Annotated in this window: 11 protein-coding genes and 2 pseudogenes; 4 read left to right on the top strand and 9 right to left on the bottom strand. The window is 51.2% G+C overall.

Going from position 1 to position 24,870, the window contains the following annotated elements:
* The 7 genes and pseudogenes from QZN53_RS01795 to QZN53_RS01765 all read right to left on the bottom strand — a co-directional run.
* A pseudogene (locus tag QZN53_RS01795) lies at positions 1-422 on the bottom strand (hypothetical protein); the annotation flags it as partial.
* A gap of 127 nt (positions 423-549) precedes the next feature.
* Positions 550-1,644: a tRNA 2-thiouridine(34) synthase MnmA gene (mnmA, locus tag QZN53_RS01790; protein WP_294651139.1), complete on the bottom strand. Its 1,095-nt coding sequence runs from the start codon at positions 1,642-1,644 to the stop codon at positions 550-552.
* Positions 1,644-8,507, bottom strand: coding sequence for a cell surface protein SprA (sprA, locus tag QZN53_RS01785; RefSeq protein ID WP_294651136.1), 6,864 nt, complete (start codon positions 8,505-8,507; stop codon positions 1,644-1,646). The genes mnmA and sprA overlap by 1 nt, the downstream gene beginning before the upstream one ends.
* Before the next feature lie 207 nt (positions 8,508-8,714).
* Complete coding sequence (locus tag QZN53_RS01780) at positions 8,715-10,334, bottom strand: acyl-CoA carboxylase subunit beta (protein WP_163437043.1); 1,620 nt, start codon at positions 10,332-10,334, stop codon at positions 8,715-8,717.
* Between the two features lie 134 nt (positions 10,335-10,468).
* Positions 10,469-12,313 (bottom strand): hypothetical protein, encoded by a 1,845-nt coding sequence (locus QZN53_RS01775; protein ID WP_163437042.1) that lies wholly within the window; start codon positions 12,311-12,313, stop codon positions 10,469-10,471.
* Between the two features lie 110 nt (positions 12,314-12,423).
* Entirely contained in the window at positions 12,424-14,223 is a 1,800-nt protein-coding gene (locus QZN53_RS01770) for a hypothetical protein (protein WP_163437040.1), read from the bottom strand.
* 321 nt (positions 14,224-14,544) lie between these two features.
* A complete protein-coding gene (locus QZN53_RS01765) occupies positions 14,545-16,437 on the bottom strand; it encodes an AIPR family protein (RefSeq protein ID WP_073318608.1) in 1,893 nt (630 codons plus the stop codon).
* Between the two features lie 266 nt (positions 16,438-16,703).
* Between QZN53_RS01765 and QZN53_RS01760 the strand changes: the two genes are divergently transcribed.
* The 3 genes from QZN53_RS01760 to QZN53_RS01750 all read left to right on the top strand — a co-directional run bounded on the left by QZN53_RS01760 (position 16,704) and on the right by QZN53_RS01750 (position 20,255).
* Positions 16,704-17,456 carry a leucine-rich repeat domain-containing protein gene (locus tag QZN53_RS01760; RefSeq protein ID WP_163437039.1) on the top strand — a complete coding sequence of 251 codons (753 nt, stop codon included), beginning with the start codon at positions 16,704-16,706 and terminating at the stop codon, positions 17,454-17,456.
* Between the two features lie 171 nt (positions 17,457-17,627).
* Positions 17,628-18,830, top strand: a complete 1,203-nt coding sequence (locus QZN53_RS01755; RefSeq protein ID WP_163437037.1) for a S41 family peptidase — start codon at positions 17,628-17,630, stop codon at positions 18,828-18,830.
* Positions 18,831-20,255 (top strand): S41 family peptidase, encoded by a 1,425-nt coding sequence (locus tag QZN53_RS01750; protein ID WP_163437035.1) that lies wholly within the window; start codon positions 18,831-18,833, stop codon positions 20,253-20,255.
* Here the strand turns inward: QZN53_RS01750 and QZN53_RS01745 are convergent, their stop codons facing one another.
* Positions 20,256-21,569 carry a M23 family metallopeptidase gene (locus QZN53_RS01745; protein WP_294651125.1) on the bottom strand — a complete coding sequence of 438 codons (1,314 nt, stop codon included), beginning with the start codon at positions 21,567-21,569 and terminating at the stop codon, positions 20,256-20,258. It abuts the gene before it with no gap.
* 473 nt (positions 21,570-22,042) lie between these two features.
* Positions 22,043-22,762 (bottom strand): annotated as a pseudogene (locus QZN53_RS01740) (FKBP-type peptidyl-prolyl cis-trans isomerase); the annotation flags it as partial.
* A 128-nt stretch (positions 22,763-22,890) separates the two neighbouring features.
* Here QZN53_RS01740 and glmS point away from each other — a divergent pair.
* Entirely contained in the window at positions 22,891-24,717 is a 1,827-nt protein-coding gene (glmS, locus tag QZN53_RS01735; RefSeq protein ID WP_163437032.1) for a glutamine--fructose-6-phosphate transaminase (isomerizing), read from the top strand.
* Positions 24,718-24,870 lie beyond the last annotated feature (153 nt).

Here is a 24,870-nt window from a genome sequence, read left to right as displayed (position 1 = left end):
CACTGATTCGGTTCCATCAAGTTGTGACTGAAAAGGCACATCGAAACCATCACGCCGTATTCTTCGGCAATGTCCAAGGCCTTTTTCATGTTGGCGATGGTATTTGCCTTGAGGCCCGAAACCAGATGAGTGCTCTGATCGATTTCGGGACTTTGGCTCATGTTGTTGAAGAGCCACCAGCGAATGGCGTTACCACCCGCAGCGCGCGTGCCTTCGACAGCCTTGCGCCAAGCGTTTTCGTTCAGGGGGGAATCGCCCACGTCGGAGTTGTAGTCACTCCAGGCGAGGTTCGTACCCGAGAAGAAAATCTTCTTGCCGTTGTACATAAGATCCGTGCCACTCACGGTAAGTCCCGGTGCAGCGAAAGCCGCACCACCCAACAAAAGAGCTCCACTTAGAGCCACAAAACCAAATTTTTTCATAATACTCCTCAAACACCCTTTTTTCGGGCGCTCCACCTAAAGATATACAAATAAGACCTTAAATGGATATTTTTAATTTCAAGGTGTTGACATTCATCACAAAGAATGTCCACACCTGCAAAAAAAACTAACGTACAATCCAGCCGCCGCCAATCACCATATCGCCGTCGTAGAATACGGCGCACTGGCCAGGGGTGACTGCAAATTGGGATTGTTCAAAACTGGCGAGTGCGCAGCCGTCTTCTAGAATCTTGACCATGCAACGGGTCGGGCGTTGGCGGTAACGCACCATGCCTAAGCATTCAAAAGTATCGCCTGCAGCATAAGCGTTACCCGTTGCAGGGTTCACGCCGTGCCACACACAGTTTTCGATGCGAACTTCGCTTGCTGAGACGGCCGACTTGTCGGCGGTCACCAGAATATCGCCCGTTTCCGGATTCACGCTTTGCACGAATGCAGGAACGCCCAGCGCAACGCCAAGGCCCTTGCGTTGCCCCACCGTGTACTTGTGAAAGCCGTCATGCGTATTCCACACCTTGCCACTTTCATCAACAAAGCGACCCGGGCGTGTCATCGCGCCAAAACGTTCCTGCAAAAAGGCGGTATAGTCGTCGCCGTAAATGTCAAAGCAAATATCCTGGCTGTCGCTGGCGCTCGCATTTTCAAAGCCATGCTTTGCCGCCATCGCGCGAACCTCGGGCTTTTCCATGCCCCCGAGCGGGGTCATTACGCGCGCCATGGCGGAATCAGGCACACCGAACAAGAAGTAACTCTGGTCCTTCGCGGCATCGCGTCCCTTGAAAAGCCTGCGCACGCCACCGACCTCCTTCACGTTCACATAGTGCCCCGTCGACAGGAAGTCTGCGCCGTGCTCCAATGCAAAGTCAAGCATCCAGCCGAACTTGATGTAGCGATTGCAATAGCAGCAAGGATTCGGGGTACGCGCCCCCGCAAAATCCCCGTGACAGCGTTTAAGCACGCGTTCCGTGAATGCGTCGTCACACACGGCCACATAATGCTCTATACCAAGCTTTTTCGCGACCGCGCGGGCGCGCAGAACACTTTCGTCTTTTTCGGGATCATAGGGATTCGCACCATTATTCGCCAGAGGCGGCAGCACGCGGAGCGTTACTCCGAAAACGTCGTAACCCTGTTCCAAGAGCAAGAGCGCCGCCACCGACGAATCCACTCCCCCGCTCATCCCGACAGCGACTCTAGTCACTAATCAAACCTCAGCATGAGTGCAATTTCAAATTGCAGAATCTGGCGCAAGTGCGGAGTTTCGTCATCCAGCTTTTCGTGAATCTGGCGGTATTCAATGTAACTGCTCATCGACGCAATCTTGTTGAACTGGTAACCAGCACTCGGGCGAACAAACCATTCATGCGTACGAGACGGCACCGTTCTGTCAGTCAGTTCCAGCTTCGGGTTATAAACCCTATCGGGTCTATCGTCATACAAGGGGTTTTCAAAGTGCCACTGTTTGAACACTCCATCCGTGCCACTATCCTTGTTCCACTTGTCGTAACCATCGACCGGATCGTATTCCTTACGGATCGTCTTCTTGTAGTCGTAACCGGCAGTGAACTTGAGGTCAATGGAATTCTTGAACTTGAAGAACCACTTGAAGAACTTCACAGCCTTGTCAAGCTTCAGCGGGTACGTGATGGTAAAGTCATCGCCAATGTTGAACATGAAGTCGTTATACAGCGATGTATGAATCCACGGAATATCCCAGAAGTAGTCCGAAGTATCGCGGCCATGTGCCGTAGAATCCGGCCAGCTCGTAACGCCAATGACTTCTTCCTTCGGGCGTCTATCCGTATCTTCAATCTTCATACGCACGCTGTTTTCGATGCGCATGTTGTTCTGCAGCAAGAACGTAATACGGATAAGCGGGTTGAAGTTAATGCTGTGCGACCAGGAATCTTCAGCACTCTGGAACGGGTGAACCGTAGTCGTGTAAGAGTAATCGAAGCGATGGAACGTCGACACGCTGCGGAAGCTGTTCAAGAACGAAACTCGCTGCGCGAAGTTCGGGACCGTAATACCGATACCGATCTTCGGCCATACCGTCGTGGTATCGATATACATCGGGTATTCACGAGCCTGCGAGAAGTCTTCCTTCCACTGCAAATCGCCCGTCACGCCGATATCCCAAATCGGGAGCGTAATACCAGAACCAATCTGGAACTGACGAGACACGGAATGTCTAAAGTTGCCTTGATACACAAGCGTATCGACATGGCGGTTTCTGTACTGGGCAAAGCGCTGGTAATCGTCGCGATGGTCAAGTCCCATATCACCAGTGACAATGTTATAGAATCCGCGATTGCGATAGCCATTACCAAGGCCAAGCCCATACAGGTAATACTGCAGCGGAGTCACGCCCTGGTCTTCGTACAACTGGGCCAAAGTAAAGTTTTCACCCACCGTGTTGGTACTTGCAGTCCAGTTAAAGCGGACTTCACGCCACTTGACCTTGTCGAAGGCAGTTGCCACCGGATTTTCTTTACCGAATGCACGTGCCAATTCAAGCACCTTCAAAGACGGAGCAAATTCAAAGCGGTTCGTCTGCGAAATCGTCCAGTAGTTTTTCTCGATCGACGTTTCGTCCATAAAGTCAAAGTCGTCGGGTATCGTCTTTTGCTGGTTAAAGTCAGAACTGAAGTTCGTGCTAAACGGCAAGAACGGAATCAGTCTCGGGTTAAAGCCAATCTTGAACTGCTGAGAACGAGAACGTTCGTTACGCAGAATACCGTAAGACTTACCATACGTCTTGCTTCCAACGCTATCCACCTTGTAGAACGTGGTCGAATCGTAGCGGATTTCGTAGGAATCCGGATTCTGCATGTCAATAGCGAGCGTGTCACCGTTTTCGGCAACCTTCGGGATCGTATCGTAAGGAATAGCGACCACACTATCGCCCGAAATATACACGCGCTTATCGGTATGGTCGTAGTCAAAGATGTATTCGTTAGCAAACAGGCCACCGTCACGCGAGGTAAAGAAGTTCTTCTTCACGAATGCTTCGCGGTCACCGCCACCGTACATATCACGCTTGATGTTCAAGGAATAGCTTGTGGTAAGGAACGAGAAAATGTTCCAACGCATATTCAACTTGTGATTCAGTTCCGTCGTGTAAGTCACAATCTTGTCGACTTGCGGTTCCACAAAATCCGGATCGCGGCTCTGGTTCACATAGCGGATGTAGCTCAAGTCAAACACAGTAAGGTCGAAAGTCTGCGGCCACGGTTCAAATTCCGACTTGGACAAAGGCTTAAGCCATTCGTACTTGGACAAGCCTTCAAGTGGTCTGAACTTGAACATGCTGAACGTACCCAACTTATATTCAAGCACCGTGTGGTAAGAATAGCTCGAGTCTGCCGAGGTCGTCGCCTTGCCTTCGGATTCATTGTAAGAATAGCTGATTGCCGGACGATCCAAGAAGATCTGCGACATCACTTCACCGAGTTTGGTATCGTGAGCGTGATAATCCTTACGGTAGCTAATGCCGAACGACTTTTCGCGAACGTAAGACTGATAGCCCTTCGACTCCGCTTCGTCACGCAATTTCTGTTCTTCCTTGTTCGAACCGACTTCCAGCTTGTTCTGGAACATGTCGCCCGTCAAGTCCACAAAGCTGCTGCGTTCAAGAATCATGTCGTCAGTCGGCTTCATGTAGGGGCGCTTGGTAGAACTATGGTAACCCAAAGAAAGCGGAATATGGAAGCCGGAGCTGTCATTCAAGAACTTGTTCAAGTTCATGGTGAAGTCGCCCGCTACATCGAGCTGGGAGGCTGCGACAGAAGCCTTGGGCTTGGGCGAACCATTCGACGTCGAAAGCGTTGCAAAGTTACCATCCTGGTAACGGATTGCGCCTGAAAGCGAAATAAAGTCAGCAAAGTTGACCTGACCGCTCGTACGGGCGGCATAGCCCCATTCGGTATCCATATCCGAAAGGCGCAAGTCATCAATCCAGAACGTACCCTTAATATCTTCTGCCGAAGCATTGGAATCGGCAATAATCACAAAGCGCATCCAGTCAATGCTGGTAATCGAGGGATTACCCACCAAGCGCAACTTTTCTTCGCGTTCGCCACCCAGATCTTTTTCGACCGCATTCATGTAAGGCGGACGGCGGCCACGTTTCAAGTTTGTAAAGTCGACCAAGTCCATGGCAAAGGCGTTGTCAAGCCAGTTGCGTTCATGGCAATCCTGTTCGCGTTCCTTGCCCTTGTTGCAGTTATAGTTGACCGGGCGGAAACTCCATTCGTAGTAATCGTTCGAACCTTCAAGCGAACCTTCACCGAACTGGATTGCAAAGCGAACCGGTACATTTTCAGATCCCGAGCTATCGGCATAATGGATTTCCATCTTGAGAGAACGGTAGCTAGAAAGATCCTTCACGTCCGTTTCAAAAATACGGGTCACGCCCACTTCCTGGCCCGGGCTCATATCGTGGTAATCCAGCACGAGGGCCGTTTCCTTGAGCGGAGCGTTAGAATCGGAATCGCGTTCGGTACGCGTATTGGGCGACTTGTGATACTTGTTCGAATCTTCGCGGTTGTTGATGGTCGAAACGCTGATGTAGGTATTGTCCCTCGAGGCGACATTTTCGCTCACCTTCATTTCGAGACCGTTCACTTCGGCAATCTGCGAATGTTCCGACGAAGTGGTCTTATAGAAGTCAGCGACCGTACGTTCTTCCCAAGCGTTACCGACCACGGCAAGTTGCACAATCTGCACCTTGGCTTCGGCCACACCGTTATTCAGTTTACCCAGCCAAAGTCTGCTGTACTGGGCTTCCGAAAGAATCGTCCGGTAATCGCTACCCGTCTGCGAAACAATGGTATCGTACTGGTCCAGGTAAATGCGCCACTTGCGCCAGCCGTTTTTCAGCTTTTCAAGTTGAGCCGTCGTGTCGGACAAGTCGATGCGGTAACGGACAAAGCTAATGTCTTTATCCAAAGAACCGTTCTTGTTAATATCTTCGGTATCGTAGGTACGTTCACCCGAGTTCTTTTCGGTACCGTTAATATTTACCGGCGGATCGCTTTCATCGTCCAAATCGTCGTCATAGTTATCGCGGGCGATATCGGTTGTAGAAGCATCCGTATTCGTCGTATTGTGACGCTGCTTGATCTTACATTCTTCGCCTTGGCAAATCCATTCAATGCGCTCTTCTTCGGAACCGGTCCTGTTATCAAGACCCTTGTCATGCAAAGCCGTTGTTGTACCCAGGTCGTTTTCACCATCGTAGTATCCGTTCGGCGCATCACCGTTAATCGAAAGGTCTTCACTGATCAAACCAAGGTCAAGGTAAATGGAACCCACATTACCGCGCGCCACGACTTCGATATACCTCATGTCGCTCAAGTCTTGGTAATAGCTGCTGTTCGGGCGCATGATACCACCCCAGGAATTACCCGACAGATTATCGTTAGCCCTGAGGGTCATCTTGAGCACGGTCAAGTGCTGGTTATCGACATCGGAGTTACCCACCGCCGGATAAATATTCTTGTACAGTTCCGTATTGTTGCTGTGCCAAATGAATTCACCTTGGTGACGGTAGTCCTGGCTCTTGATATAGGTAGAAGCATTCGATTCGATACCGCCCGGAGGCGATGCATGGTACCATGAAAGTCTAGACAGCGGATACGTAAGGCCAGATGTGGTCGATTCAAAATCTTCAACCAAGGCGGCCTGATCATCACTCGTGTTCGCATTGTGGCGGCTAGCGGCAAATTCAGCTTCGTAACGCCAACTGGACTGAGCAGTCGTGTTAATGCCCGGAATCAAGTTCACCAGTTCCGTGAGGGCAGGCACAGTATCCTGCAAGCGGAGGTTCATACCCCACAGCACGCTGGAATACGGTTCGTTGCCAAGCGTCGGAGTCTTGGCCGTCGTACTCTGGCTCTTGTACAAAGCGGTAATGCCGAACACAGAACCTGCACCCATGCCATACAAGTCAAGCGGGAGTTCTGCACGAGCACCAAGCAACAGCTTATTGTCTATTTCGAACAGAGGTTCGCATTCGTAGCTAACCTTGATTTCCTTGTTCGGGTCGAGGGCGCGTTCGCTCAAAAGTTCAATCTGGCCGAGTTCGTAGTTGACTTCGTAGTCGGTACCGCGAATAAGTGTCGTAGAGCCTGCCGTCACCTTTTCGGTTCCCGGCGAAATATCCATACAGGAACTACCGCTCACAGAATAGCTGGAACTCGGGTCGCGAACGCTCAAAGTCGAGCTGCGGCGCTTACCCACCGATTCAAAGTAGAATCGGTTCGTATAACGAGAAAGGTTGTAGACCGGCAACGTATAGAGCTGAGCCATTGCTGCGGAAGAATCCAGGTTACGCAACGGCTCCAAGCAGTTCTGGCGAGCCAGTTCATCTTTGTTGGATTTTCCAGCATAAACAGCGTCATCTCTCGATTTACAAGGCAGCCACATTTCGCCCGTGTAGTTACCGGCAGCGTCTTTCTTAAAGATTGTAGCGTCGTTCACCAAGGGGGTTCCCGTCGTGGTATCCACCAAGCCCAGTTTCTTGAGGAAGTCACCTGAAATGCCCGACTTGTTTTTCATGCGCAGCACAAAGCTCGAAGAACTTGCATCCGAAATACCGATCGAATACACGTTACGCAACATCAACTTGTCGATGTCCACGAGTTCCGAAAGAGTTGCATCCCACTGGACAAGTGCAATCGTATCGCCTTCTTTCACAGCCGTCTTGCCATTGCGGTCTTCAGCCCAGCTAGCAGCAAGCAAGGTATTGCGGTTCACGCCATTGATCTTGAGCACGCCCGTTTTTTCATCGTAAGAGAACACGTCGTTGTTGGTGTTCTTGATTTCGGCCAAGCGTTCCACTTTCTTGACGACAGTCTTTCCGTTCGGCGTCACGTACCTGACGTACACATTGTCGATGACTTCCTTGGAATTCGTCGCACTGCGCTTATAAAGCTTCAAGCTAGTCGCCTTGTAGGTCGAAGTCTTTCTGCCCGAAAGCGAAACTTCCTTGATATAGGTGTTCCTAGCCTCGTTGTTCAAGAAGTAGTAGCGGTAAGCGACAAAGCCTTTATCAAGAATCTGGAATTCCGTCGTCGATTCGCTAGCCTTAAGGCTGTATTCTTCCTGGTCGCCACCATCCTGCGAAGCAATCGTCGTAAGGCGCCAGTCACCCAACTTCCAGTCAGCCTTGATACCGAACAGCCCCTGGTGGTTCTCGGAGTAACCCGTAAGTTCCGTACCGGTCAAAGCGAGGTTCGTGGTACCGGCTTCTACGCGCTGCAGAATGTAGTCTTCAAATTCATCCTTGTAAGATTCTTCGTAAACCACGCGCACCTGATTACGTGCACCGAGGCCTTCTTCCACGTTGTTGATTTCAACCGTGATATAAGGACCGATTTTGCCCTTCACCATGAAGTTCGGCGTGTAGTTCAAAGTCGGGCTCGGCCACAGGCTCGTGTTCGTGCTACCTTCGGCATCGTCCTTTTCGCCGTAACCCTTCAAGCGAATGTCCATGGTACCCTGGAGCATCAGCTTCGGCTTGTCCAAGCCAAAGTCGCGCATCCACGCAGGCATCGTCACCGGAATCGTAATGTCGAACACCGAACCGGTCTCGGGAGTCTCGTAACCATCGTTGCTCTTACCGACCAAGTCGTTCAGCCAAAGGCTCTTCTGCCCAATGCTGTACATGTCCGACACGTAGTCCGCAAGTTCAGGGTAATGTGCAGTCCACAATGTGGTGGTATCGCGAGAAACGGAGTTCACACGCTTTTCGCTCACATCCATTTCACGGGTCGACACATCGATATCGTGGCTAAAGACCTGCCCTTTACTCGTACTCATGAGCGTAGGCGAAGACCCAATGCCACCAAACGGCAACAAGCCGTTCAAAGGCGTTACAGACGGCGGAAGCGATATGTACTGGTAAGTCGGCTGCCATTCGGTCTCTGCCGGGTCTGGTTCAGACGTTTCGGCTTCGCTTGCAGACACAACCGAAACAGAATCGCTCTGGGACCAGGCGATTCCTACGGCAAGGGCGACAGTCGCCACCGGCCACAAGCGTTTTAGACCTTCAAAAAACACAATATACTTCTATACAGGTGCCCCATAAAATACTGAATTTGCATACCGCAAAACCACCTATAATATGGGTTTTTCCCGCAATTTGTGCGAAATTAGCAATTTTTCAACGATTTGGACGGTTTTCCTTTCGCTACATAAGCAAAAAACGGCCCGCAGAGCGAGCCGTTTTCACAAAAGTTAATTTGTTTGTCACCGTAGGTTATAAAACTACAGCGGGATGTTCGCGTGCTTCTTCCAATGACGCTTCTGTTCCTTGGTCTTCAAGGCATCGAAAGCGGTAATCAGGCGCTTGCGAACATCGGCCGGGTGAATCACTTCGTCGACCACGCCCATGGAGGCGGCAACGTAGGGGTTCATCAGTTCTTCTTCGTACTTGGCGATGCACTGGGCGCGAGCTGCCACCGGATCCGGAGCTGCTGCGATTTCCTTCTTGTTGATGATTTCCACTGCACCTTCGGCACCCATCACAGCCACCTGGGCAATCGGGAGGGCGAACACGTAGTCGGCACCCACGTCCTTGCTGTTCATGGCAATGTAAGCACCACCGAAAGCCTTACGCAGAATGAGCGTCACCTTCGGCACGGTAGCTTCGGCAAAGGCGTAAAGAAGCTTTGCACCATGGCGGATAATGCCCGAGTATTCCTGCTTGGAACCCGGCATGTAACCCGGAACGTCAGCGAGAGCCAAGAGCGGAATGTTGAACGCGTCGCAGAAGCGGACAAAGCGGCCAGCCTTGTCGGAACCGTCCACGTCCAAGGAACCGGCGAGCACCTTGGGCTGGTTAGCCACGATACCAATGGCTTCACCGTTCAGGCGAGCAAAACCGATCACCACGTTCTTGCCCCAGTCGCTCTGCACTTCAAAGAAGCTGTCAGCATCGGCAAAGGCGGCAATCACGGACTTTACATCGTAAGCCTGCTTGTAGTTATCCGGAACGATATCCTGGATAGAAGCGCTGTTGTCGAAGGAAGCGGCAACTTCGTTCGATTCGGACTTGGAGAACAGCTTCTTGAAGAAGCCTTCATCGTTCTTGGCGGCTTCGGCAATCTTGCAGTTGCATTCGGCAGATTCCTTGCGGTTGCTCTGCGGCAAGTAGCTGAGCAGCTTGCGAACACCTTCGAGGCACTTCTTGTCGTCTTCGTACATGAAGTGTGCCACACCGGACTTTGCCATGTGCACCGGAGCACCACCGAGTTCAGCGGCGGTGATGTTTTCACCCATCACCTGTTTGACGACAGCCGGACCCGTAAGGAACATCTGGCTCGTGTTCTGAGTCATGAAAATGAAGTCGCTGAGAGCCGGAGAATAGCAGGCGCCACCAGCGCAGGGGCCCATGATCACGGCAATCTGCGGAATCACGCCAGAAGCCCAAACGTTGCGGGCCATAATGGCGCTATAACCAGCGAGCGAGAACACGCCTTCGTCAATACGGGCTCCACCACTATCGTTCATGGCGACAAACGGAGCACCGGCTTCCACAGCCATGTCCATCACGCGGCAAATCTTTTCGGCGTGGCATTGGCCCAAGGAGCCGCCACCCACTGTAAAGTCCTGAGAAGAGGCAAACACCAGACGGCCATTCACCTTGCCGTAACCGGTCACGACGCCGTCACCCAAGACGACCTTGCTTTCCTTGAGCACGCGGTTGCTTGACTTGCGGAGTGCACCGACTTCAACAAACGTACCTTCGTCGAACAGCATTTCCATGCGTTCGCGGGCAGTGCACTTTCCGGACTGGTGCTGCTTATCAACACGAGCAGCGCCACCAGCTGCCTGGGCCTGGGCCAGGTAGTTATCCAGCTTGGCGATATACTTTTCGTTCCACATAATGTAAAGAACTCCTGTACTTGTAAGATTTTCGTAGCCAAAATTAGAAAATGGCGCCGAGATAGTCAACGCCATTTGTATATTTTTGTTTAAATAAGTAAGATGCAAGTAGTTTGTAGGAAGTCGCTTTGCCGTTAAGGAAGTACAGGCAACGGCATCACGCTACAGCTGCCATTAAGATAGGGGCCAACCGATACGATGTTAAAGTCAGCCAGAACGCCATCCTTACCCTGGAATTTGAACCTGAGCGAGCCGAGCGTCTTGGCAGCCTCGTCCCCCGTAACATTCTCGCCGCTTCCCCAACCGGACCGTTGGAATTTACTCCAGGGAATTTCCTTTACAACGTACGCAGACGATTTGGGGATTTTGACAACCGGAATATCGTACCCAAGTTCCTTGTCTTTTTCCTCGCCAAGACTCATTTCAACCGTAATCGGCAAATTCGAATAATATGCAACGCATATGCCACCCATGCCGGAGGCATCAGCCAAAACAAGGTTTCCATTTGCATCATGACCGACCAAGTCAAAGCCAATACCTACGTACGGATCATATACCAAGTCACCCGCGTTCAGCTGGACCGTTCCGCAAACACCTGCGCAAACATCGACTACCGGCTGAAATGACTTTTCATCATATTCATTACCCAGAGTCACCGGCCATGCAATAGACGACTTGCCGCCATCTTCGGAATCATTATATTCGTACCAATAGCCCCCATCTTGCATATCCGTATCAAAACCCGTAATAATTTGTTCGACACCTTCGGCACCGTTCCAGGTTTCAAAATAGCTATGCGGTTTAACGACAACAGACGCCCCATTGCTACTGCTGGAACTAGAAGCAGGTTTACTGCTGCTAGAGCTCATAGCTTTAGAACTGGACGAAAAGACGGGAGGCACAAAAGCAGCACAATCCCCACGATTGTAAGCTTCTACACTCATAATATTGAACTCGCCCGTCGCGCCGTCCTTGCCCTGGATTACGAAATGAAATGCGACTAGAATTTTAGACGCCTCTTCACCCGTAATTTTCACCGAACCCCAGCCATTTTGCTTGAACTTATCCCACGTAAACGCAGCATAATTCGGAGTAGTAGTTTTCGAAAGCCAAACAGACGGATTGTCGTAACCAATCTCCTTGTCTTTTGCTTCGCCAAGTCCCAATTCAAGGCGGATTGGCATATCGGAGGTATAGGTCACAATGATTCCACCCATGGCCGAGGCATCGACCGGCACAGGGTTCCCATTACCCTGAGGGTCATCGACCCCTGCCAAGTTAAAGCCCAAGCCGACATACGGGTCATACGTCAGGGTTCCCTTGCTGAGCATGTATGTTCCACAAACGCCACCGCAATGATCAATAACCGGATCAATGTCATCAAAATAAGGAGGGTCCATTTCAACCGGCCATGTAATTACGGACATTCCCCCATCGGGATCGTCACCATAAGTGTACCAGTAGCCAGAGGTTTCGGTACCGTTATCATAGCCTGTGATGATACGGATTACGCCGTCGTTACCATTCCAAGGTTCAAAGCAATGCGGCGATCTTATAGACGAGACGTCCGAATTCGTCGAGGAACTAGACATCTGGGTTTCGCCAGCCGAAGAATTTCCGCTCGGAGAAGTTTCACTTGACGAATCGCTACTCGATGAAATATCATTTGACGAGGTGTCTTTCGGCGTCGTCTCAGGAACAGTCACCTTGCTCCAACGTCCATTCTCGCACTCGTAGAAGGCGTTTTCGCTCAGCACCTTAGCCATATTGCCTTCGCGGCTTGCGGTACAGTTCAGCAAGTCCTCAGCCGTTTCAACTACTGCGGGATTAGAACCGTCACCAATTGAATTTTCCGGCAACACCGGATTGTCATCTCGGGATTCCTTGGAACTGGAACCAAAATCGCAGGCCACCATGGCAAGCGATGCCGAAAGAGCGGTAAAAGGCAACACCTTTTTGAGAAGCTTATCCCCACGCATTTGAAATCCTCCTGTTTACACTCAGCACTTATTAATATATACAAAAAAGCTCCTGGAAGCAAATTCTTTATGCAACCAGGAGCCGCTTCTGTAAGGAAACTCCTAAAAAACTACCAGTTTTTCACACCTTTATCCATCCAAATGACAGGAGGAGTAGCGACGTAGCTAGCGGAGCAGCCACCGCCCAAGGCACCCACGGATATCACGTTGAAGCTACCCGTAGAACCATCCTTACCCTGAATCTTGAAGCGGATGCTCTTCAGCATCGTAGCAGCCTCTTCACCGGTAATCTTACCATTGCCCCAGCCAGCCTGTTTGAAGTTGCTCCACGGGATATCCTTCACCACAACGGAAGTTGCCTTCGGGAGCGCTGCATACGGAATATCGTAACCGAGTTCAGCTTCCTTATCATCGGAGAGACCCATTTCGAGGCTCACAGCAGCGTCAGAGGTGTAGGCTATGCACACGCCACCCATGCTAGATGCGTCAGCCGCAATTGCAGGGCCATCCCAATCTACCGGACCAGCAATATCAAAGGCTATGCCGACAAACGGATTGTAGACCATTGTGCCCTGTTCAAGCTGGTAGGTTCCGCAAACGCCACCGCAATGATCAATAATCGGGTCCATGGCGTCATCGGCATATTCGTTACCCTTGGGAACGGGCCAAAGGATCTTCGATTCACCGCCATCAATAGCATCGCCGAATTCATACCAGTAACCCGAAACTTCTCCACCGGCGTCAAGACCCGTTTCAATCTTGTAAACACCTTCATAGCCGAACCAGGTTTCAAAGCTATTATACGGCACATAGTAGCTGCTAGAAGACTTGGGTTCCGGCGGGACAAAGCTCGAAGAAGAACGCGGGGTCGGCGGAACATAAATGGAACAAGATTCATCATAGGGGCCAATAGCCATGATGTTGAAGAAACCGATCGAACCGGTCTTACCCTGAATCTTGAACTTGATCACAGCAAGCGTTCTTGCGGCTTCTTCGCCGGTAATCTTGTTCTTTCCCCAACCGTGCTGCTTGAAATCAGCCCAGGTAAACACCTTCGTGACCGGGGAAGATGCCTTCGGGAGGGCTACGGTCGGGAGATCGTAACCGAGCATGCTATCCATATATTCGCCCAAGCCAAGTTCCAGTTCGGCAGCAGCATCGGACACATAGGTAATGCGAATGCCGCCCATGCTAGAGGCATCGACCACCGAGGCCATACCATTTTCAATACCGAAGCCAGCCAAATGGAAACCGACACCAACGAACGGATCATAGCTCAAGGTACCACGATTCAAGTAATAGGTACCGCAGAGGCCTCCGCAGTAATCGACAACCGGGTCAATGGCATCAGCGTCATACTCGTTACCGAGTTCAACTGGCCAAATAATGGTCGACATGCCGCCATCGGCGTCATCGCTATAAGAGAACCAATAACCGGAAGTTTCGGAGCCGTCGTCAAAGCCGGTGTCAATCCTGTAATCACCGTTTGCACCATACCAAGGGGTAAAGCAAGTGGTAAACGGCTGAGGTGGCGGAGGAGGCTCAAGTCCGCTACTTGATGTTTCCGGGAAAATTTCTTCGCTGCTCGAAGAACTTTCTTCCGGGGGAACAATCGGATCAATGCTCACGTTTGCCTTAGTCCAACGTTCATTGGAGCAGAGATAAACAGAGTTGTTAATGTTCACGTAGGCCGATTTGCCTTCACGGCTCTGCGTACAGTTCGGCAGATCTTCCAGCGTATTCACCTGGAAAAAAGCACCTTCCGGCAATTCTGCCGACGGGCCGGGTACCTGACTGTCCGAAGCCTGAACGGTTGTATCGGCACTAAAATCGCACGCAACCATCGCCAAGGAGGTCGATACAGTTGCAAATGCAAGAGATTTTCTGAGGTTAATCTTTTTAGAACTCATAGTGAAATCCTCCTTAATTGATTCACTATCCCAAATATATAATCAAATAGAACAAAGTGTTTTATATACAGACAAGTGTTCAAAATCGTGTTAATCCAGTCACGACTTTTTGCACTTTTTCTAAGACCTAATTCTCACGCAAAAACAATGTCGTACATCATCTTACATTTTGCCGAGTCGAAGCAATAAGCATTAGCTTATTGTTGAGACGAAGGGCGACCAAAGACTTACTTTTCCTTTTGGAGTTCTCATATTTCTTTGGTCGCATAAAAAATAAGACTCCGTGTAATACGGAGTCTTACAAAGATTTTAAGAAGCCAATTAAAGGAATACTTCGATACCGCCGCGGCACTTTTCCCAGGTGCGGTTCTTCTTGCACAGAAGATCCATCATCTTGTCGTAAGTTGCGGTATTGGCAAAGCCCTTCCACAGGCGACGTTCCACGGATTCACCGGAATCCTTGTCGATCGTGGTGATGGTATCGTAGTAAGCCGGATTATCCTTGAATTCAGAAATCAGGATTCCCTTCAAGTCTTCAGTGTAAATCTTGGAAGCATACTTGAGGATGGAATCGTTGAAGTTGAGTTCGTTTTCAACCAGCCATTCGAAGTCCTGAATCGGATCACCGTAAATGAGCCAATGCTTAAGGGCGAGGGCCACTACCAGGTCCTTCACGGCGCTACGGAAGATAAACTTGTCTTCGAGACGGCCGTTCCAGGTGATACGGGTCAGCGGGTTATCGTCGTTAGCTTCGATAGACACGCCCTTACCCGGGGTCACGCGACGGATCTTGATCGGCAAGCGGCTAAGGAGCTGCCATGCCTTGGTGAAGGCGATGGTCTTGCGAACGAAATCGCGTTCCTTATCCGGAGACACACGCACGAACGCGCCGAAGCAACGCTGGTACAGGGTTTCCTTATCGAAAATGCAGTCGCTGGAGCGGCATTCGCTGAGCTTGCCATCCATCATGAAGAGGGTCTTGGCAAGTTCGGGGCGCATACGCACTTCGAGCTTACGGGTACGTGCCTTGAGGCGCACGCCATCCTTATAAACGTAGGTAAAGCCTTCTTCCTGGTAACGCTGCCAAATAAAGAACTGCAGGTCGTCAGCAGCACGCAGATGGTAGCTGAACACCGGGTTCTGACGGTTGTTAGCCATGGTCACCTGGTTCAGGAAGTTGTCAGCACCAGGATACGGCACCACCACCTTCACGAGCACCTGCGGGTTCACCGGCTTCTTGCTCTTCTTGGCGTACTGTTCGTAGGTGAACAGAGACTGGGCACCGTTAATAATCTTCGGGCGTTCAATATAGAGCACCTTCTTGCCATCGCGTTCCTTGAGGCGCAGGTCATCACCGGTAAGGGTCATACCGTTGTGCAGGAACGGGAAGTCATCCACGTTCACGTTCTGGTCGTCGTTACGTTCCATGGTCTGGAAGGCATCGATCAAAGCAGCATTCGTGTGAGTGAGGTTACCGAGGTAAGTACGGATGTTACTGGAGACGATAGCCATATTGTGCTTCGTCTTGAGGCGCTTACCCAAGTTCACGTGGTAGTCAAAAATCGTACGAATCGGGCAGAAACCGAGGAACAATTCACCGTGATCGGAGGTCAGGTGGAGCGGATCGGAATCCATCACGATTTCAAGCTTATCGTCGGCGCTGCGGAAGTCGCGGGTCAAGTCGTCGTGTTCGGCAATAATTTCGAGCTTTGCCTTGACTTCGTTCTTCCAGATGCCGAGCTTGCGGCGCATGTCCTTGAGGGTACGTTCCAGTTCGGAGTCGGTAATGTCGCGGGTCGCACGAGTACGGAGCACCGTAATTTCGAGCGTTTCCATGTAGGGGCGACTTGCCGGGGAATCGGAATCTTCCTCTTCTTCGTCGTCAGAAATCTTATTAACAGCCCAAGGATCAGCTTCTTCGCGGAGCGACATAAAGAACGGATTAGGAGGGTCGCTGGTACGGAAGACGGCAATCTGGAGCTGTTTGAGGTCGGAATTCAGGTGAGAAACGACCTTTTCGAGCGGAGTGTCTTCATCGAGGAAGATGAAGAATTCCATAAAGCCTTGGGAATATTGGAAACCATGGAAGCAGCCGTTTTCATCAAGGTTTAGATGCCGGAGTGCCTTAATTCTGTCAGTAGGATCGTTCGGATTGAGACTCAAGAGGCTAGCCACAAATGCTAGACGGCGTTCCTGCGATTTGGTTAGTTCCATTTTTTCCTCAGTTCTGTTATCTTTACAATAGCAAAAGTCGGGTGCAAATGCGGCACCTTACCCTTAATATCGTATTTTGCACCTTAAAAATAGTTTCAAAATGCCGCTTTGTGGATAAAAAACATACATTTTTTTCATTTTTTTTCAAAAGCACCCCCATTTGTAGTGAACATTTGTGTAAAAATCATACTTTTTTACTTTTTTTGAATAAAGATTCATCTTTTCGGGGCAAAAATGCTATGATTTACACTATAGGAGATGTTCCCATGAATTTGCTAGATATCATTAATAAAGCCAAGGCCGAAAAAGCCACCTCGTTAGACCTTTCCCAAAAAGAACTGAGAATCCTTCCTCAGGAACTTTTCGAATTGGAAGACCTCGAAGAGCTCATCCTCGACCGCAATATGCTCGTGGAACTCCCCGACGACATTTCCAAGCTCAAGAAACTGAAAAAGCTCTCCGTGAGCGAAAACGACTTAATGGAACTCCCCGAAACCATCGGCGACCTTTCTAACCTGGAACACCTGTACCTGGGTTACAACAGCCTGTCCGAACTTCCGGATTCCGTGGGCAATCTCAAAAAGCTCCAGACGGTGAACATCGCCAAGAACCAGCTTTTGGATCTGACCCTCGAAGTCGGCAAGTGGACAAACGTTACCAAGCTCTCCCTTCATGACAATATGCTTTCCGAAGTACCGGCTACGCTCGGCAAGCTGAAAAAGCTCCGCAAACTTTACCTCGACAACAACGACCTGACCTCCATTCCGGCAGCTCTGAGCCACCTGGAATCCCTGGAAGTCCTCATGGTGTCGGGCAACAACCTGGGTGCCATTCCCTCGGAATTTTCGAACCTGAAGAAGCTCAAGGAACTGGTGCTCGACGCAAACCAGCTCGCCACCCTCCCTGAAAGCCTTGCCGAATGCGAAAGCCTCGAAACCATTTCTGTGGTGGAAAACCCGCTCGAAGGCGGAATCCCCCGCGTGCTTTTGGACAAGAAGGGCCTGAGCATCGATCAGTAGCATAGACTGTAGAAGTCGGCTGTGATTAGAGTGTTGGGAGGATGAATAATGAGTAATGTGAAATGTGAAATGACAACAGGGATAAACGCCCGTTGCTCATCACGCATTATACATCACGCATTCCTCATTTTATTTTTCTTCCTCACTGCCTGTAGCGATTTTTTCGAGCCGGTGGATTCTACGCCGGCGCCGACTGAATATACCTACAACTACTGGCTTTTGCAAAAGACATACTTGTTTGAAGACGAACTGCCCCTGCTGGATGAACAGGGCGATTCGGTAAACGAACTATACAACAAGTTATCCGATCCGTATACCCGTTACATTCCGCCGTCAAAAAGCGAAGCCGCCATTTCGCACATTAATACAAGTATTGTACCGGGCGACGTAGGCATGGAATATTCGCAGTTTAATCAGATGGAGCATCCGCTCGTCATTTATCGCGTGTATCCCGAAAGCCCTGCCGGACGGGCAGGCATCCCCCGCTACGGAAACATTCTAAATGTCAACGGCGTCGAAATTACGGGCGACCGCGCATTCAATATCTACGACTCGGTCCTGACGCACAACAAGGAAATTTCAATCACGGTTAGTTACGCGGGCGACACCGCCACATACGAACTGATTAAAGAAGACGTTTATGCCCCGACCGTATTTGTCGACACCTTGGACGGAATCGAAATCATCACCATTACCGGATTCAAGCTGAACACGGTTGACAAGAAAAACGGTACGCTTGGCGAACTTACGACTTACCTGGAATCGACCAGGAACTCGACGGCTCCCCGGCTCATTGACTTGCGAGGGAACCCGGGCGGCCATGTAAACCATTGCACCGCGATGGCAGACTTGTTCATGGAGAAGGGCAATATTTCAACCCGCTCCTGGCGAAGCTTTGCAGGCGACGGCACCCCCCTTTACAACAAGGTGACTGTAGTTGCCAAGCCGGGCGACGCAGGCGAAAAAAAGAAATTCGTGGCACTCGTGAATGGCGGAAGCGCAAGCTGTGCCGAAATCTTTGCGGTAGCTCTCCAAGAAGGCGCAAACATTCCCATCGCAGGAACAGTCTCCTACGGCAAGGGAATCGGCCAAAGCACTTGGAAGACAATGGCCGGAGGACTTTCGCTCATTACGAATCTGGAGTTCCTGACGCCCAAAGGAAATTCCTACCACAAAAAGGGAATCATTCCCAACTACCCTTGTTCCGAAGCATCGCTCCAATGCGGCTTTGACGCACTCGAAAGCAAATACGGCAAAACGGGCTCACAAAAGACAGCCTTTAAAAAGAGTGCAACCGATTCCGATGCAAACGAGCCACAGATTTTACGCCGTTACAAGGACTTGGGCGGCGCTATTATAGAAGGAGAAGAATAGATGGACCTGAAAAAGACACTCGCCATTTTTGGCGCTATACCATTTTTATTTTCGGCTTGTTCGCAAACCACCAGCAGTTCGTCTGACGAACGTGACATTGCGGCCGACTTGTTCCCCGAAATGGAACACATCAATAACGAATACGAAGCCGAACTTTATTTCAATTATGAAATGCTCGACCTGTTCTACATTTACGCCCACATGCGTAACGAACTGGCCGACGACTACAAGGTTTACTTGAATAAGGGAACAAGCCAAGACAGCCGCACCAAGGGTTACTGTTCTGTTGACTATTACGACGTATGCTACATGTACAACCAGATGGCAGACCCCTTCACCCGTTATTTCGACCCCCTTGTCGCAGACCAGATTTATTCCAGCATTTTGGAATCTGAATCTATCGTAGGCATCGGTGCCGAAGTTGAAGAAGTGCAAGATTCCGCATCTCGCTACTTGCTTATAACCGAAATTTATCCGGGTTCTCCGGCACAAAAAGCCGGCTTGAAGGTCGGAGATATCGTTACCCAGGTAGATGGCCTTAACATTACCTCGGCAAACAATTTCGAAAACATGTGCACCGGCAACAAAGGCGATGTCATCAACATCGTTGTCACGCGCAACTCGGAACCGATTAGCCTCAACGTGACTGTAGACGAGTTCAACGAACCCTCCGTCAAGCTCACTTACCAAGACTCCATTCCAGTAATCCAGATTAAGGAATTTGTCGTAACCTCGATTAGCGACAGCGGTTCCTATGGCGAATTCGTGGCGGCTCTCAAAAAGACCGAAGGCGCCACCTCCACGATTATCGACTTGCGCGACAACCCCGGTGGCGAAACCGAACAGTGCGCCAACATGGCCGCTGAACTGCTTTCTGCAGGAGACACCGTCGTAATCGATATCGAAGCCACGGTCGATTCCATTGCCAATGGACGAGGCATGAAGTATTTCCAGATATTCGACACCCTTACCGTTACCGCAGAACACGACGGCATTGGCAAGAACCGCTACTATGTCTTTATGGCTGACACGGGCTCTGCAAGCTGCGCCGAAACCATGCTTTCGGCACTGACGGCAAACCGCAAAGTTCCGGTCGTGGGCCAGCTGACCTACGGAAAGGGAATCGGACAACTCGTAATCCAGACCGATGTCGGAGAAGGTCTCGCCCTAGTGACGGCACTGCAAGGTTTCGACAAGAACTGGGAAAGCTACCACGACTTGGGAATTGTGCCGGACTTTGAAATCGACGATCCGGACGCACAGATGGCCAAGGCCGTGGAAATCGCCAAAGAAGCAACATACATTCGTTCCGCAGGTTACGGCACGCAAAAGCTCAACCACTTCTCTAAGGAACACGAGCACGAAGCCTCTGGCAGAATTCCGACAGCCAAAGACCTGAAGCTGAGATATAAAATCGCGAAATAATTACAAGCTACGCATACGCACCATCACATCGGTGGTGTCGTTTGCTTTTACGGCAGGGGCGGCGAGAGTCGCCTCTATTTGTTTGCGGATCTCGGCCACCTGTTCCTTGAGGCGAGCAAGCCGCTGCCCTTCGAGCTTGGGGGCAGCAATCATGGTCTTGGATGCCGGATTGATCCATTTGCCCTTTTCGTTCTTGAAACCCAGATGCAGGTGCGGGCCGGTGCTTCGGCCCGTGGAACCTACGCGGCCAATGCACTGGCGAGCAGCCACCTTGGAACCCACCTTGACGCCGCGAACAGAAAGGTGCATGTACCAACTTTCGGAACGGTCGCGGTGGCGAATGGCAATCTTGTTGCCGCTGTACGGATCAAAGCCCGAAACTGTCACAACACCTTCGGCGACGGCGTAAACCGGCGTGCCCGTGGGGCTACCGTAGTCAATGCCGGCATGCATTTTGCGCTGGCCCGTAATGGGGTGAATGCGGCTACCAAAGGGGCTTGTAATATGCAGGCGGTCGAGCGGGTAACGCAGGCCGTCGAACACGAGCGCTTCGCCCTTTTCGGTATAGTGGGCGTTAAAGGAACTTTTCGGGTCCGGATCTTGGTAACGGAAGGCTTCGTGGTGGCCCACAATGCGGCCATCGAATTCGGCATAAACGACTCGGCCATCAATCCAGATAGAATCCTGATAGAAAGTTTCTTCGAGCAAAATGCGGAACTTGTCACCAGCGCGAGCCAACGGGAAAGCCACCTTGCACTGAAGCACACCACTCACAATGCCTACCATGCGACCGGGAATACCAACCTTGAAGAGCGTGCCGTTCAAGGTGCTGCCTTCGGTCAACGCGCCTTCGAAAATGGACTGTCTGCGCTTTACCGGCTTTTGAATCAAACTATAGACGTAACCATTTTCAGTACGGCTGAGCATGTGAATGTTCGCCGGATTCGGGGCATAACGGAATCGCTGGACACTACCCGAAGAGTCGATGGCGGCGTAAAAGACCTGACCCACACGAAGTTTGGAAAGTTCGGCACTATCCTGAAGAGCAAGCACAATCTTGCCGCGTTCCTTTTCATTAATCTGCATGCGGACAAGCACCTGGAAAAGGCCATCGCCTGCACGGACGGTATCATTATGCACAATCCAGTTGCCGGGTTGCAATTGCGCCTGTTCAATTTCATTCGTGAGGGAATCGATTTGCGCGCGTAGGCGGTCGCCTTCATCTTTCAGACCTTGAATTTTCTTTTCTTCGTTACAGCCAAGTAGCGAAAATGCAAAAAACGCAGACAACGCAATCGACAAAATAAATTTCACGAAAACCTCAAAATGGTAATGAGCCAAATATAGAATAAGAAACGCGGAATTTGAAGCACGCCAAAAGCAACCATACAGACCAAAATAGGCGTTCTACATTGCTTACATAGACAAAAAGCCCCGCGAGTATCGCGGGGACCTTTCGTAAATTACGGTGACAGAACCGATTACTTTGCAGCAGGTGCAGCCGGAGCGGCGGCAGGAGCGGCAGCCGGGGCAGCGGCAGGTGCGGCAGCAGGAGCAGCCGGCTTTGCAGCTTCAGCAGGCTTAGCTTCGGCCTTCGGGGCTTCGGCAGCAGCGGGCTTGGCAGCTTCGGCAGGCTTAGCTTCAGCCTTCGGGGCTTCGGCAGCGGGCTTAGCAGCTTCGGCCTTCTTTTCAGCCTTCGGAGCGGCAGCCTTAACAGCAGCCTTCTTTTCAGCCTTCGGAGCTTCGGCCTTCGGGGCTTCAGTTGCCGGAGCATCAGCAGCATGAGTATCGATCAATTCCATTTCGAACACGAGAGCGCTGTTACCCGGAATCTGCGGGCCACGGCCACGCGGACCGTATGCGAGGTCGCTCGGGATCCAAGCGGTAACCTTGCCGCCCACCTTCATGAGCTTGAGCATTTCGGTCCAACCCGGAATCACGGCGCCGATCGGGAATTCAAGCGGTTCGCCACGGTCGACAGAGCTGTCAAACTTGGTGCCGTCGAGGAGCGTACCGGTGTAGTGAACCTTCACGATGTCGCCATCGGCCGGAGTTGCACCCGTACCTTCGGTAATCACCTTGTACTGGAGGCCAGATTCGGTGGTCACGACGCCTTCGGCAGTCTTGTTCTTGGCGAGGAATGCTTCGCTAGCAGCCTTGTTGGCTTCGGCAGCGAGGCTGTCCTTCTTGTTCTTTTCAGCCTGACGGGCCTGAGAAAGGTCGGTCAAGGTCTGGAAGATGATGGAATCGTTCATCAAGAAATGAGCAGAATCTTCGTTATAGCGTTCCTTGAAAGCCTGAATGAAGAGATCGAGGTCGAGATCGATAGAGTCGCGGGTTACCAACTGGAAACGAGCCTGGTTACCGAAATGGGCACCGAGAGCATAGCTGTACTTATCCTTATCGGTCACCAAAGCAGTCTTGGTCTTGGGACCCTGGCACAGCTGATCACAACCAGTCAGAGCAAATGCGAGAGCACCCGCAGCAATAATGAGTTTTTTGTTCATTTTATCCTCTTTTATGTTTGACAAACGAAAAATAACAAAATCTTACGGCAAAAGACCATATGTAACCCATTTTTACCAAAAGAAATTGGTATATTGCGTTTCGTTAACAAAAGAAGGATATTTATTATATGTGCGGAATTGTCGGATATATCGGCCAAAACGAAGCTCTACCTATCTTGGTCGGCGGTCTTAAAAAGTTGGAATACCGCGGCTACGACAGCTCGGGCGTTGCCCTGATTGAAGACGGAAATATTGAAACGGTCCGTGCTTCCGGCAAGATTGCAGCCCTCGAAGACAAGCTCAAGACAAAGCCTCTCCACGGCCATGTCGGCATTGCCCACACCCGTTGGGCCACCCATGGCGCTCCGACCGAACAGAACGCTCACCCCCACCAGAGTTTTGACGGCAAGATTTCGATTGTCCATAACGGCATTATCGAAAACTATGCCATTTTGAAGAAGAAACTCCAGTCCGAAGGCGTTGAATTCAAGTCCGAAACCGACACCGAAGTTGTCGCCCACTTGATTGCCCGCTATTACAAGGGCAACCTCAAGGAAGCCGTTCTCAAGGCCATTTCCAAGATTGAAGGCACCTTTGGCCTTGCCGTGATTTGCAAGGATGAACCCGGCACCATGATCGGTGCCCGCCGCGGTAGCCCGCTTATTCTGGGTATCGGCCAGAACGAATTCTACTTGGCATCCGACGTTTCTGCAATCATCATGCACACGCAGAAGGTCGTTTACCTCGACGATAACGACATCGTTGAAATCAAGGAAGACGGCTACAACCTGTTGAACACGCACAGCCAGCCGGTACAGCACGAAGTGCAAGACGTGGAATTCGATGCCGACGCCATTGCGAAGGGCGGTTTTGCCCACTTCATGCTCAAGGAAATTTTTGAACAGCCCGAAGTGCTCCGCAACACCATGCGCGGCCGCCTGCTGTACGCCGAAGGCAATGCCAAGCTTGCAGGCCTCGACACCAACATCAAGGAACTCCGCAACATCAACCGTATCATCATTACCGCCTGCGGTACCAGCTACTATGCCGGTATGGTCGGCGAATACATGATTGAAGACTTGGCCGGCGTCCCGGTCGAAGTGGAATACGCTTCGGAATTCCGCTACCGTAACCCGATTATCAAGCCGGGTACGCTCGTTCTCGCCATTAGCCAGTCCGGCGAAACCGCCGATACACTTGCCGCCCTCAAGGAAGCCCAGCAGAAGGGTGCCACCGCTCTTGCCATTTGTAACGGCGTGGGTTCCACCATCGCCCGCACCAGCGACGGCGGCGTTTACCTGCACGCAGGCCCCGAAATCGGCGTGGCATCGACCAAGGCGTTCACGAGCCAGGTGACTGTGCTTGCCATGATTGCCCTTTTGCTTGGCCGCCAGCGCAGACTTTCTTTTGAAGCAGGCTCCGACATCGTGAAGGCCATGCAGGAACTCCCGGAACTTGTGGAACAGACCCTCAAGCTTTCCGACCAGATTGCAGGCATCGCCAACAAGTACGTGAAGGCAAACAACTTCTTGTACCTGGGCCGCCACTTCAACTACCCGGTCGCCATGGAAGGCGCTTTGAAGCTCAAGGAAATCAGCTATATTCACGCCGAAGGCTACCCCGCTGCAGAAATGAAGCACGGTCCCATTGCCTTGATCGACGAAAATATGCCGGTCGTGGTGATTGCCCCGAAGGACGCCCTGTTTGACAAGGTCATCAGCAACGTGCGCGAAATCAAGGCCCGTGGCGGTAAGGTGATTGCCATCTCCACCGAAGATTGCCACCCGCTCGACGAAATTGCCGACCACCTGATCAAGGTTCCGAAGACTATCCCGATGCTCATGCCGATCGTGACATGCGTGCCGCTCCAGCTGCTTGCTTACCACATCGCCGTACTTCGCGGAAACGACGTGGACCAGCCGCGCAACCTCGCCAAGAGCGTGACCGTGGAATAAGCTATCTAACTAAGAACCGATAAGCATGACCGAAGTCGAAGAACAGGAAGAATACGAAGTACGCATCGGGGCGTTCAATGGCCCGATGGACTTGTTGGTGTATCTTGTTCAGAAGAAGGAAGTCCCGCTCGAACAGATTTCGATTGCCGAAAT

This window comes from uncultured Fibrobacter sp. (genome assembly GCF_900316465.1).
Lineage (GTDB): Bacteria > Fibrobacterota > Fibrobacteria > Fibrobacterales > Fibrobacteraceae > Fibrobacter.
The sequence above is the reverse complement of the archived record's forward strand: the minus strand, read 5'-3'. Positions and strand labels throughout refer to the sequence as shown.

What these genes read in the sequence shown, in the direction of transcription:
- QZN53_RS01760 (WP_163437039.1), top strand. Translation starts at nt 16,704, where the DNA reads ATGAATTTGCTAGATATCATTAATAAAGCCAAGGCCGAAAAAGCCACC.
- QZN53_RS01780 (WP_163437043.1), bottom strand. Translation starts at nt 10,334, where the DNA reads ATGTGGAACGAAAAGTATATCGCCAAGCTGGATAACTACCTGGCCCAG.
- QZN53_RS01775 (WP_163437042.1), bottom strand. Translation starts at nt 12,313, where the DNA reads ATGCGTGGGGATAAGCTTCTCAAAAAGGTGTTGCCTTTTACCGCTCTT.
- QZN53_RS01765 (WP_073318608.1), bottom strand. Translation starts at nt 16,437, where the DNA reads ATGGAACTAACCAAATCGCAGGAACGCCGTCTAGCATTTGTGGCTAGC.
- glmS (WP_163437032.1), top strand. Translation starts at nt 22,891, where the DNA reads ATGTGCGGAATTGTCGGATATATCGGCCAAAACGAAGCTCTACCTATC.
- QZN53_RS01770 (WP_163437040.1), bottom strand. Translation starts at nt 14,223, where the DNA reads ATGAGTTCTAAAAAGATTAACCTCAGAAAATCTCTTGCATTTGCAACT.
- QZN53_RS01750 (WP_163437035.1), top strand. Translation starts at nt 18,831, where the DNA reads ATGGACCTGAAAAAGACACTCGCCATTTTTGGCGCTATACCATTTTTA.